A 12,560-nucleotide genomic window follows, 5' to 3' on the forward strand; every position below is an offset into this window, starting at 1 on the left:
GAGGTACGAGCGTCCAGCGCCGTAGGCGCGAACTGATGCAACTTGTTAGGTTCATTTGTTCCCATGTTAATCCCAGCAATTGCAATCTGCCCCGCACCCTCCAGGCATATAACAAGCAAAATCAACAGGAGGCGAGCTTAAATCATTTGCTTGGTACGGATTACGGGGCGCTCCAGACAGCAATTGCTTGTTCTCCCATGAATATATGACACCAATATCCCTGTCGGAACAGTGGTAGCTGTACATTTCCCAGCTATATTTTTCATAAAGAAAGTCATGCACCAACTCCCTCATTGCCAAAGGATTAACGTAAAACCACTCCGAAAGCCTGCCGGAGGTTCTATGACGTATTCGCTCGTAGTACTGACACAGCAAAGCAATAACGCCACTCTCAATTTCACTAACCTTTAAAGGAGCCACTCCTTCTTTAATCTTGAAGGCGCAAAGCAAGGCATAAAAAGGATTTTGGCTTCCACTTGCTCGTGTGCCTAGCTGCCCTGTTGTTAGTCCAATTTTAGCCATGTTGTCATAGCGGGTATCAAGGCCGACATATATCCATCCATTAATGGAATTCTCTTGCCGCAACCTTTCCCACTCACATGATGCCTCTTTATAGTCATCATAGTCGTCAAAATTGAAGTCGTCCTCCCAGTTTCTATTCATGACTTTGAACCTTCCGAGAGCCTAATATTTTAATAGTGCGCATGCTCGTTTAGACAATTTCAAAACTGTCCAAAAAACCTTATAAACAATTGAATAATAAAAGTTTTATAAAACTATTCACAAAAGTAAAAACTGGAAAAACGAGCATGCGCGTTATTCCCATTATTCACAGCGCGTTATTTCTGCTCTGTGAATCCTTATTCATTGATATTAGAGAACTTTCTTTCTCCCTGCTAGTACAAAATGCGCACAACTGTTTTATTTAAAATGGCTAAACGCGCAAAATAGGGATCATTATAAAAATAAACTGTATATACAGTCATAATCAGCTGATTGTCGTCCTAAAGGTGCGACATGTGAAAGCTTCGCTTTCATCGTCAGATTACGCCTCGTTCCTCGTCTCATCAGACCTACGGTCTTTGGTTCACTATGCAGTCAGTTCGACGCGACGAGAATTTTATCAGGACACACATGTTAAAAACCTTGTAAATACTGACTTTCTAAAGTGCGTGTCTTATGAACGGTTCTGTGCGGAGCCGCATGCAGGGTGTTGTGGGGGCTGGAGGTTAGAGACCTCCGGCTACCCGATTAGGTGATTTATTCACTGTAGATTATATTACCATCTAAATCATAAACCTCTTCATATTGGAGGAGGCTTGATACAAATTCATTAAAAGTATTTGCTACCACGAGGCTATTACCATCATCAGTCTCTGTGACAATAACTTTGGGATCAGTTAGGGAATCGCTGTAGTCTAGAGCTAACCAAGTATGGCCATTACCTTCAAGCGGCACATATGTTTTTGGAAGCCCCCATTCCCTACCAGAACTCATAGAGCTAAATATGGAATTCTCGGCATTCGGATCAAGATTTGAAAAAGTACCAATTTCATAGAACCCTTCACCAAAATAATATTGCAAGGTTTCGTTATCACAAGGCGGTAACTTAACTACTTTAGTTTCTTCCGACTTAGATAAATTTACATATTCTTTAGGTAGCAAAAAACCGTACTTTTCTGCGAAGTAACTAAGAGCTTCTTCGGCTGAATAAACACGATAGTTTTCAACCCGACGAACATTTCCGCATTCAGGGCAAACAAAATAAGCCGTTCCATCAACAATATCTGGATTAGAAAGTTCTTTTCGACAACATCTCATGCTCTGATGCCTTCTTGTCACCTAACATTTTAATAGTGCGCATGCGTATCTACACTGTTTTTAATTTCCATTTAAACCCCTATAAAAAACTGATTCAATGGCACGTTTTAATCTTTCCCACAGGCTGGTTAGTTGGAAATCCGAGCTTGCTGCGGGTTACGTCTTTTATCCACAGCGGGTTATTTCCGCTGATGATAATCTTATTCTTTGATACTAAAAGACTTTCTGATTCTCTACCAGTGCAAACGGGCTAAATTATGATTATTATTTACACAAACCAAGCGAAAAATTGGTAACCGTAAAAATAGACTGTATATCTGTCTAGTTTCTTATTAGCTATTCACAAGGCACAGCGACGTGTTGATGGATTCTGCGGATTATGAAAGCTTCGCTTTCAGCGGCGGATTGCGGTCGTACCTCCCTTATCACGCCCTACGAGTAGCTACGATGACGTCAGTTCGACGCGACGAAGTTGCGCGACTTTATGGCGTTTCAGAGTCATTCCAAAATATCCTTTCGCACATCAACAAAACCAATCTATGCTTCTCATCTGGTCTACGGTATTGGATTTAACCATTGGTAAGTCTATGTTCAATGCTTTTGGGATTCTGACGATTATCTAATACGGCTAAAATCAAGACTTGATCGTCTATAACTTGGTAGTAGATTGAAAAAGGAAAGCTGCGGGCAAGAACTCGGAATCTGCCATTAATGTTAGGATGAATACCTGCGAAAAATCGCAACCGTTCAATATCTAACATCAAACTGTCAACACAATATTGACCAAGTGCCGCATTTATTTTTGCATAGAATTGCTTCGCATTGAGCAAATCTTTTTCGGCCGATGGCGTAAAGAAAATGTTAAATATCACGATTTAAGTCTTTCTCGTACCTCTTCAAAACTGCGCCATTTTTCAGTTTCATTAAGCTCATGCTTGCGCGTTTCTAATTCTTGCAGGTGCCATTTGGGTGAGTCAAATTCAGCTTGGTTCTGAGCCAATGCACTCATTACGGCTTCCATTAATTCAATTTGACCATCGAATGGCAGTTCTGCAATTTTTTTCGTGTCAATCAACATACCAAGCTCCTTTGTTCGGTTTCTTGAAAATAAGTATACCTATATTAACAAAATAATCATTTCCTCTTTTTCACTCGCTTCTTTCAGCTAAAAGCCATTGAGAGGAAATAAAAACACTTGAAGACCCAAAGAGCACCCCATCCTCCGCCTTCCCCTTGGAAAAGACAAAAGGGGAAGGGACTTGGTGATTAGTAGACGTTACCTTCTGTGCTTGTCCCTCAACATTATCGGCCTCTATGAAGAAGTCAGTTCGACGCGACGAAGTTGCGCGACTTTATGGCGTTTCAGGGTCAGTTAAAAATAGGCTTTCTAAAAGCATCAAAAACAATCTATGCCTTACTGCCCTAGAGCGTCGGTAAAGCTATTCTTCGATGACAAAAATCAGGCATTAAAGATCTTAAAGAGACCTTTTGGTTACTTTTGCGGATCTGGGCAAAAGTTACCCGCTCAGCAGAGCGGAAAAAAGCTCCTTGCTCAAAGCATTTGAATGGAATGTGAATTCCGTGTCGGGCTAAAGCTGAGACCTACCGAGCTTGATTCCCGCTTTCGCGGGAAGGGCGTTGCTTGGATTATAGCGGGGGGGATCTAGAAAGGACAGGCCGCGACAAACGCCACCCAGGCGTTTGTAAACGGGTGCCTAAATTCCAGCCGGTAGGCGTGGAGTAGCAGGCGAGGATCGCGCTGATATTCTGGGTCGTAGAATTCATCGCCAATTATCGAGTGTCCTAGGCTTTGCATGTGGACACGCAGTTGGTGAGAACGGCCAGTAAAGGGCACGAGTCGAACACGGGTGGTGTTGTTTTCGTAGGCCATTTTTTCCCAGTAGGTGACGGAATCTTTGCTCCACTCGTCGGTGCAGATGATTTGTCTGGGTCGGTTGGGCCAGTCGCAGCGCAGTGGTTTTCGCACTTCGCCTTTTTCACCCAAAAGATGACCGCGCAGTAGGGCGCGGTATTCTTTTTGGACTTCTCGTTCACGAAAATGCGCGTACATGCGTTTTTGACATTCGTGGGTTTTCGCCACGAGGATTAAGCCTGAAGTGGCTTCGTCCAAGCGGTGAATCGCAAAGGCTTCGCCAAATAAGCATTCTGCTCGATGCAAGATAGAATCGAGCTTATCTGCGCCTCGACCGGGCACAGATAAGCAGTTAGCAGGTTTGTTTATCACAGCAAACCATTCATCTTCGTACAATATCTCTAAGCGAGATAGCTCTAAACTCGGCACAACATCCTGCACAGGGTGTTATTCCGGCTTAGTGGTTAAGATGATACGAATCGCATCCAAGCGGATTTGGTGCTCGTCGATGCGCGTCAAACCTTCTTGCATGTTGATTTCAAGCCGTTCGATATCTTCATCGCGAATGGTGTCGTTGAAGGCTTTTAATTCCACTAACCGTTCGATTTCATTTTGGCAACGATGTTGGTAAGACGTTTTCGCGGCCTGAACGATAGGGCGTGCTTGATCTTGGGCTTTCAGTTGGTGAGCTTGCAGCACTTCGATCAAGGTTTTGCGCAAGGCGGCTACCCATTGTTCCGCGACGCGGTTTGGCACGCCTTTGAGTTTTTCCGCCCATTTGTCAGCGGTAAATTGCTGGTGGAGGAATTTGCCATTGGAGTCAGACAGTTGCCACATGGGAGTCATTGGCAGGGATTGCGCCAATTTCAAACGTGGGTGGGCCGTCGCTTCGATGACGAACATACTTTCTACCAAGACGGTGCCTTCTGGTAATGCTGCGATAGGCAGAATAGCAGAGGTAAGTTTGCCAGAGTCAAAGCCTTGCACTTCGTCCATGAGCATGGTGATTAACGGGTGTTCCCAAGTGGCGAACGCCACGTCTTCACGTTGGCTGGCTTGACGGCGATCGAGCATAAGCATTTTGCCTTCTTCTTCGATGCCAGGAAGTGCTTCGAGCATCATGTCGGTAGAAGGGCGGATGAACCAAGCTGCGCGTTCTGGATCGTCGTTGATGCAGTCTGCGTAAATATTAAAGGCGTGAGTCACTTGCTCGATGTAGTGATGTAAGCCTTTTGTGGCTTGGTGGTTAATTTGATCGATTAACGCACGAGCTTGTTCTGGTCGGCACGAGCTCATTTCTAGTAAACGATTACGACCTTCTTCCATTTGTTTTAGCAGTGCTTCGTGGTAAACACGGGCTTCACTTAGCAAATCCGCATCGTCATCTTGGCCGTGCAAATAGGCGTGTAGGCTGTCACCAAAGGCTTCTTCGACCTTGTCGCCAGAGCCGGTGGTACGGCAAAATGCGTTTAACGCATGGTGATACCAGTTGAACAAGCGTTCTTGTACACTTTGTTTGATGTACGGTACGTGAATTTGCACGTCATTTAATTGCCCGAGACGATCAAGACGGCCAATACGCTGTTCAAGTAAATCTGGGTGTTCTGGCAGATCGTACATGACGATGTGATGGCTGAACTGGAAGTTACGGCCTTCACTACCGATTTCAGAACACACTAAAATTTGTGCGCCGTCTTCGTCGGCGAAATAAGCCGCAGCACGGTCACGGTGAATCAGTGGCATTTGCTCGTGGAAATCGGCACTTTGGAAGCCGGCAAAAGTCAGTTGGTCGTTTAGCCATTGTGCCATGTCGGCAGTATGACAAATCACTAGTACTTTGTCGGCTTGGCATTCGAGGAACTCTTTTAACCATACCCAGCGTGGATCTTTTTCCCATAAACCATCAGCGACTTCGGTTTCTGGTTGCACATGACGATTAGCCGATTCGAAGTGTTCGTTATTGTCCAATGGGTAAGAATGCAGATAACGATCCGGAAAGCCACCCACAGCTGCGCGTGTGTTACGGAACATTTCACGACCTGTGCCATGGCGGTCAATTAACCAGCTAATGGCTTCTTTTGCTGCCTGTGTTTGCTCAGTCCCTGTTTTGGTAGTGAGTGTTTGGAACCATTCTTTGGCGTTCACTTCTTTTAAGTAAGGGCCGAAGGCATTGTTCCAATCAAGCGCTTCTGGTGAGCTGTTTTCTTGGCTAAATGGTAGTAATGCTTCGGCCAATTCTGCCGCTTGTTTGAATGCTTGTTGCTGGGCTTGGTAGTGGTCGAAATCATGGTAATGATCCGCATCCAATAGCTGCAGGCGAGAGAAGTGTTCGCGCTCGCCCGTTTGTTCCGGCGTTGCACTGAGCAATAAGATCGATTCTGTTTTGGCGGCCAAACGTGCCACGACTTGGTAGCCAATGCTGGGTGTTTCTGGATGCCAGGCAAGGTGGTGGGCTTCGTCGACAATGACCATATCCCATTCCGCATCCAACATGTGTTGAGTGGCTTTTGGGTGTTGGCTCGCCCAATCGATTGGTGAGATCACAAACGGTTGTTGTTCAAACGGGTTGTCGTCGCCTTCCATGAAGTCTTCGTACACGGATTCGTTGATCAGTGAGAATGGCTGGTGGAAGCGACGCAGCATTTCAACCAACCACTGATGTTGCAGGTTGGTTGGTGTCAGAATAAGTACGCGTTTGCACAGGCCATTTAGTAAGCGTTGATGCAAGATTAAGCCGGCTTCTAGGGTTTTACCCATACCCACTTCATCACATAAAAGGGCGCGCGCTTTCGGACGGTTGGCGATGTCATGCGCCAGATAAATCTGGTGTGGCAGAAGTTCGGCTTTTAAGCCCATCAAACCGCGTACTGGTGATGCGGCATTGGCTGCTTGGTGTTCGAGGGTATGACGACGCAAGTCAAACCACATACGGCGAGCGGGCGACAATGCCAATAATGAATCGAGCTCGTTTTTGTCGTTGCGTGGAAATTGAATAACCGATTCTTCTAACCAATCGTCGTCTTCGCTGATGCGGTATTCGATCAGGTCGTTAATTTCTTCTACTTCCAAAACGGTGAAGGTTTCATCTTGGAAGTGCAGTTGATCGCCGACGGTTAAGGTGCGTCGAACAAGACTGGTCTGGTCATTTGAGTATTGACGATCCGCTTCCGCATCTGGGAAGTGCAAGGTAAAAGACTTATTTTGTGTGTCTACTATCATGCCTACGCCGAGATCAGGCTCGTTGCGGCTACTCCATCTTTGTCCAGTTTGGTACATAGTTATGCGTTGTCCGGTTCAATTAAAGTTAAACTGCCTTGGCATAAATCAGTCAATGTGACTTTATGCTCAGGCCAAGTACGTTCGATGACAGCAAGGTCAATCACAATGCTGTCACTGTAGGTTTTGTTGGTTATTTCTATATCGCTGTGTTCTAGCCAATATTCAACCTTGCCTAATAAAGGGTAGGCGATTTTTAGCTGAACGGGGCAGCGTGGGTACACATTTTCATATTTGGTCTGCGAAAGTGCTTCTTGTACCGCTTGGCTATAGGCTCTGACCAAGCCGCCAGCCCCCAGTTTTACGCCACCAAAAAAGCGTGTTACGACCACGGTGGTTTCGCCAAAGTTCGAATGCTGTAACACATTTAACATGGGTTTCCCTGCGGTACCTTTTGGCTCGCCGTCGTCGCTTTGATCCCATAAATGGGCATTATGCGGCATGCCGGCAATAAACGCCCAACAGTGATGATTCGCATCAGGGTAACGCTGGCGTGTCTCTTCGATAAAAGCCTTGGCCGCATCACGGCCGTTGGTACGGCAAACGGTCGTAATAAACTGACTGTTTTTTATTTCTAGATCAAAGCGTTGCGTGTGTGTTGGGCTTAGGTAGTAATCCATGTAAACTTATCGAAACCTTAGCATGACCGCTGCGCGCGCCAATACAGTGTTAAAAATAGACTCGTTTTGTTTTTGTTCGCGACGTCATGTAAAGACCTCACTTTGTTTAAAACAGTTAAATAGCGAGTTTTAATTTATATGACAGATTGGCTTTCGCAATCAGTTTGGGTGTTATCGGGCTTTTGTATCGGCGCGATTCTTCTCTCTGGTATTGCTGGCGCTATTGTACAGGCTATGCGCCGTCAGTGGCAGCACACACAAGAAAAAATGCAGCAACAAAATGAGGAATTACAGCGTCTTTTGCAGCAATCGAAAGATCAGATTCATTATTTGGAAAAAGAGTCCCTGACTTTAGAGCAACAATTTGCGGCAGCACAAAGTGTTTGGCAAGAAAAGGAAGCTTTTTATCGGGAGCAAAAAAAGCAAAACGCCACTGAGTTTAAGCAAATAGCTCACGAGATTATGAGTCAGCAAGGTCAACAATTGGCCAAAGAAAACGAGCGTCAGTTGGGTTCGTTATTGACGCCGCTTGGTTCGCAAATTCAAAAGTTTCAAGAAAGTGTCGAGAAGAGTTATCAAGAAGAAGCTCGTGAGCGTTTTTCTTTGGTAAAAGAAATCAAAGGTTTGCAGCTACTGAATCAGAAAATCAGCGACGATGCGGTGAGTCTGACCCATGCTTTAAAGGGGCAAAATAAACTGCAGGGCGGTTGGGGTGAAGTGATTCTGGAGCGAATATTAGAACGCTCAGGACTAGAAAAGGGCCGTGAATATGAGACGCAAGCCTCTTATCAAACCGCAGAAGGTCGACGCTTGCAGCCAGATGTAGTGATCCATTTGCCTGAAGGTAAACAAATCATTGTCGATTCCAAAATGGTGCTGATCAGCTATTTGGCCTACATGGAAGCAGAAACTGATGAAGATAGAAATCGTGCGCTGAAACAGCATCTAGACGCTGTACGTCGTCATATGAAGGAATTGAGTGCCAAGTCTTATCACGATTTACCGGGTGTCACTTCGCTGGATTTTGTGTTGTTGTTTATCCCCATTGAAGCCGCTTTTGGTTTGGCACTTCAGGCTGACAATGGTTTGTTTAGCGAGGCGTTTGAGCACAATATTATTATCGTTGGGCCGTCTAATTTATTGGCGACCCTGCGCACCATTCAGAATATCTGGCGCAATGAAAAGCAAAGTCAAAATGCCATTGAAATTGCCCGTCAGGCTGGCGCTATGTACGACAAGTTTTCGAGCTTTGTTCAGGATATGGACGACATTGGCAGTAAATTAGACGCGGTGAGTCGAACGCACGATGCGGCCTTGAAAAAGCTCACGGCAGGACGTGGAAACTTGGTAGCAAGAGCGGAAAAACTCAAATTGATGGGCGCGAAGACCAGTAAGGCGTTGCCAGTGGAGTATCTCAATGACGATACTCTCACTGACGAGTCTAGTGATTAGTTGAAACTAAAGTGTTTAATGCCTGATTAGGTCGGTATGACCGTAATCAGGCCTACAAAAGTCTTAGCTTATTAGTGATCTCTTATTATTCTGGGAAAATCCAAAGCACAGTGGCCTTATTTATGTAGTTGGTGGTTTGCAGTTCCTGAAGAATTCTAGTGGTCAGTTTTTGCAAGTCAGTGCCTTCTGGAATCTTGGCTGAATTGGCGATGATTTCCAAATCAAGGCGATTGTCTAGGTAGTGCAGTCGAGTGTTGGGGATATCCACATAGGTCGTGTGTTGACGTAGTAAAAAGCCCAAGTCTGCCAGTATTTGATGGCGCGCAGGCAGTTTCAAATGCGGCGGTTTGCCGGATTCATGGAGGAAGCTTTCCGTTTGAATTTTGTCATCTGTATCGATATGCACCATCACGTCTTGCACTTGCGAATGGGCTTTCTTGATAGTGTAGGCGACTAAATCACCAAGGTAGTGCCCTTCGCTGACGCTGGCATGGCTTGGTACGTGGATGTGCATGTCTAGGTAAATTTTGCCTGCCATGGATCTTGCCCTGACATCATGAGGCGCCATGACATGTTTGAGGCTGTTAGCGGTTTCTTTGATTTGTGCAATGAGCTTTGGATCGGGTGCCGTGTCTACCAGTTCCGCCAAGTTTTCCCACACCATGCTGATGGCCATTTTACCAATCAGAAGGGCAACCACAATAGACGCCACCATATCTGCCCAGCCATAACCAAAGTAAACACCGATCAAGCCTATTAACACAGCTACTGAAGAAAGCGCATCACTACGGCTGTGCCACGCATTGGCAACCAACATTTTGCTGCCAATTTCATCGCCGGCTTTTTTTGTGTAATGGAAAATCGCTTCTTTAATGACAATGGTTGCAATCAATGCCGCGAGGCCATACCAAGTAAATTGTGCTTGTGATGCGGGTGCAGTAACCGACTCATAAGCAATACCGAGTGCGACAATGATAAGCACCATGCCAAGAAATACTGTGGTCAACGTTTCAAAGCGCAGGTGGCCATAAGGGTGATTTTCATCTGGCCCTTGACGGGAATTAGCCGAAGCAAAGTAGACGAAGACATCAGTGACCAAATCGGATAAAGAGTGGATACCATCCGCGATTAGGGCCTGTGATTGAGAAAAATACCCCGCCACAATCTTTGCCAGACCAAGTAGGGCATCCCATACTGCGCCGACAAGGGTGACTCTTATTGCGATGTCTTGTTCTTGCTTCTGTTTTGTCATTAGGCTTTTTTAACCTGTAGTGAATGTTTAAGGACGCAAATTAGTTAACACAATAGAGCTTACTTAATTTTGCTTAAATTTTTATTAAGCGCAGGAGAATTTAAGCCACACTAAATGGAAAGTGTATAGGTTTTTTTGTGCAATATTGCTTTACTAATAAGATGAATTAATGTCTGTTTAAATTGGTGCATTTTGAGGCTTTATGGCAAGAGCGCCTTGTTGTCTAGCTTACCCGATGTTCTCCCCAACCTTATCCACGATATCTGTGGAAAAGGTTGGGGAGCTAAGAAAAGACGGGGTTTAATTGATTTCAAACCACAAGCAGTAAGAGCCGAAAAATTCTCTCATAGTCAATGACATTAGAGAGAAATTGGCATCCATGTCAGATAATCCGCCACCTTGTGAATCATTAAAGGCGGCTTCTTTTAAGGCGTCGTCAAATTTAATTTTGCGTAATGTTAGATCATCGTGCAGAACGAAGCTTAATTTGTCTGTCCAGCGAAGACCAAGGTTTTTGACCGCCATGCCTTGTTGTAAGTGACGTGTCACGTCTTCAGATAACGGCTCGAGGGATTTAAAGCGGATCGTCGCTTTGTCTTCGGATGAATCTTGGATTTCACACTCGTCACCCGTTTCTAGGCTGGCTGGAACTTCATTTTTGACTAACCAATCTGTCATCAATGAAGAAGGCGAAACTTGCGCCTGCAAAGGTGTCATGGGGAAGCTGCCAAGCGTAGTTTGTAAATGTTTAAAGAGCAGCTCTGTCATGCTGGCATTGGTGCTGTTGAGAACCAAAATTTTAGCTTGTAGATCAATGTATGCCCAAATATCGGTACGTTTCGAAAAGGCTTTTGGACGCAGGGTAAAAACCAACTCATCTTTCATATCGGATTTTTCTTTACGACCCACTTTACGACCTTCGATCAATTCGATTTCGGCAACCTTGGCTTCCAGTTCTTCTCGCACCACAGCAGAAGGCAAGACTTTTTCTTCTTTGCCTGCACGGAACAATAAGCAGCGGTCGCTGGCTAGACTCCATTGTTCGCTGTTGCGGATAAGCGGCAGCCAGCCGAAAGAAAACTCTTCCTGAGAGCCGCATTCTTTTAATGGAAACTCAGGAATTTTATTGATCAATTCATTCGTATCTAGTGATTCGGTGTCTTTTAATTGGAAAATCTGGGCATTTTTGAACCACATAATTAGTCTCTCACGGCTTCTTTAAAGTGTTTTCGGCAAACGGACAAGTAGCGGTCGTTGCCGCCGATTTCTACTTGTGCGCCTTCTTTAACTGGGATTCCTTGTGCATTGAGTCGAATGACCATGGTGGCTTTACTGCCACAATGACACACGGTTTTTAATTCAATCAGTTTGTCTGACCAAGCGAGTAATGCCTTACTGCCATCAAATAGTTCGCCTTGGAAATCGGTTCGAATACCAAACGCAAGAACAGGAATGTGTAGTTGATCGACGATTTCAGAAAGGTCGTAAACCTGTTCTTTGGTTAAAAACTGTGCTTCATCGATTAGTATGCAGCTCAATGCCTTATTTTGATGTTCCTCTTTGACTAATGCGATGAGGTTGGTGTGGTTATCAAATAAGCTGGCGTTTGCTGAGATGCCAATGCGGGAAGCGATTTGCCCTGTTTCAAACCGGTCGTCTATTGATGCTGTAAGGAGTAAAACTCGCATGCCTCGCTCGCGATAATTATGAGCGGATTGCAATAGAACGGTGGATTTTCCTGCGTTCATCGCCGAGTAGTAGAAGTACAGTTTAGCCATATCAGGTCTGTTTATTTGTTCACTGGTGAATTTGGCCAATTAGTATAGCAAATCACTATTGTGAATGAGAGATCTTTGTAAGAAGAGTGCCGTTGTCTTATTTTGCGTTTGTCGGAGTGTCTATTGCTTTGGTGGCTTTTTTAGAGGGCCTTATGGTTTTTGACTTGGCGAGGCTTTTGGTTATTTGTAAGGTTAGCCATTCTGCGCGCTTGATGCCATTCAGTTCACATAACTCATCTAATTTATCAATTATGTCTTGTTCTACAATAAGCTCTAAACGTTTTAAGCCTTGAGCTTTTTCTTTTTCTCGCTGGGCACGCTTGTTCAGTTTTAGCTGATCTTTTCTGGTAAGCGGCTGCGTGCGAGGACGGCCAGGGGATTTGCCGAATAGATCAATTGTATTCCGATCGGATGACGCTTTTGCCATGATGCATGTAATTCGTATTAATGTGGAAGGGGGATTTTATATAAAAAAAGCCAACAACAAA

12 protein-coding genes are annotated in these 12,560 nt (G+C 44.9%); 1 reads left to right on the forward strand and 11 read right to left on the reverse strand.

Going from position 1 to position 12,560, the window contains the following annotated elements; all coding sequences use genetic code 11:
* Positions 1–66 precede the first annotated feature (66 nt).
* The 7 genes from DK187_RS06765 to DK187_RS06795 all read right to left on the reverse strand — a co-directional run bounded on the left by DK187_RS06765 (position 67) and on the right by DK187_RS06795 (position 7,590).
* Positions 67–663 (reverse strand): hypothetical protein, encoded by a 597-nt coding sequence (locus DK187_RS06765; protein ID WP_111606579.1) that lies wholly within the window; start codon positions 661–663, stop codon positions 67–69.
* Positions 664–1,260: 597 nt separating this feature from the next.
* Positions 1,261–1,821 (reverse strand): SMI1/KNR4 family protein, encoded by a 561-nt coding sequence (locus tag DK187_RS06770; RefSeq protein WP_111606580.1) that lies wholly within the window; start codon positions 1,819–1,821, stop codon positions 1,261–1,263.
* A 569-nt stretch (positions 1,822–2,390) separates the two neighbouring features.
* Positions 2,391–2,693: a type II toxin-antitoxin system RelE/ParE family toxin gene (locus DK187_RS06775; protein ID WP_204355591.1), complete on the reverse strand. Its 303-nt coding sequence runs from the start codon at positions 2,691–2,693 to the stop codon at positions 2,391–2,393.
* Complete coding sequence (locus tag DK187_RS06780; protein ID WP_100188733.1) at positions 2,690–2,899, reverse strand: addiction module protein; 210 nt, start codon at positions 2,897–2,899, stop codon at positions 2,690–2,692. The genes DK187_RS06775 and DK187_RS06780 overlap by 4 nt, the downstream gene beginning before the upstream one ends.
* A 585-nt stretch (positions 2,900–3,484) precedes the next feature.
* Positions 3,485–4,135: an RluA family pseudouridine synthase gene (locus DK187_RS06785; RefSeq protein ID WP_223232341.1), complete on the reverse strand. Its 651-nt coding sequence runs from the start codon at positions 4,133–4,135 to the stop codon at positions 3,485–3,487.
* A gap of 6 nt (positions 4,136–4,141) precedes the next feature.
* Positions 4,142–6,970: an RNA polymerase-associated protein RapA gene (gene rapA / locus DK187_RS06790; RefSeq protein ID WP_111606581.1), complete on the reverse strand. Its 2,829-nt coding sequence runs from the start codon at positions 6,968–6,970 to the stop codon at positions 4,142–4,144.
* A 2-nt stretch (positions 6,971–6,972) separates the two neighbouring features.
* The gene (locus tag DK187_RS06795; RefSeq protein ID WP_111606582.1) at positions 6,973–7,590 is read right to left on the reverse strand and encodes a YigZ family protein; all 618 of its coding nucleotides are present in this window, start codon (positions 7,588–7,590) and stop codon (positions 6,973–6,975) included.
* Between the two features lie 138 nt (positions 7,591–7,728).
* On the opposite strand from DK187_RS06795, the gene DK187_RS06800 reads away from it, so the two are divergent.
* Positions 7,729–9,042 (forward strand): DNA recombination protein RmuC, encoded by a 1,314-nt coding sequence (locus tag DK187_RS06800; protein ID WP_111606583.1) that lies wholly within the window; start codon positions 7,729–7,731, stop codon positions 9,040–9,042.
* A gap of 85 nt (positions 9,043–9,127) precedes the next feature.
* On the opposite strand, the gene DK187_RS06805 is transcribed toward DK187_RS06800, so the two are convergent.
* From DK187_RS06805 to ybfE, 4 genes are all read right to left on the reverse strand, one after another.
* A complete protein-coding gene (locus DK187_RS06805; RefSeq protein WP_111606584.1) occupies positions 9,128–10,294 on the reverse strand; it encodes a cation diffusion facilitator family transporter in 1,167 nt (388 codons plus the stop codon).
* A 300-nt stretch (positions 10,295–10,594) separates the two neighbouring features.
* On the reverse strand, positions 10,595–11,491 hold the full coding sequence (locus tag DK187_RS06810) for a recombination-associated protein RdgC (protein ID WP_111606585.1): 897 nt from the start codon (positions 11,489–11,491) through the stop codon (positions 10,595–10,597).
* A 2-nt stretch (positions 11,492–11,493) separates the two neighbouring features.
* A complete protein-coding gene (locus tag DK187_RS06815) occupies positions 11,494–12,072 on the reverse strand; it encodes a thymidine kinase (RefSeq protein ID WP_111606654.1) in 579 nt (192 codons plus the stop codon).
* Between the two features lie 97 nt (positions 12,073–12,169).
* Positions 12,170–12,499, reverse strand: a complete 330-nt coding sequence (gene ybfE / locus DK187_RS06820) for a LexA regulated protein (protein WP_111606586.1) — start codon at positions 12,497–12,499, stop codon at positions 12,170–12,172.
* Positions 12,500–12,560 lie beyond the last annotated feature (61 nt).

This window comes from Marinomonas arctica (assembly GCF_003259225.1).
Taxonomy (GTDB): domain Bacteria; phylum Pseudomonadota; class Gammaproteobacteria; order Pseudomonadales; family Marinomonadaceae; genus Marinomonas; species Marinomonas arctica.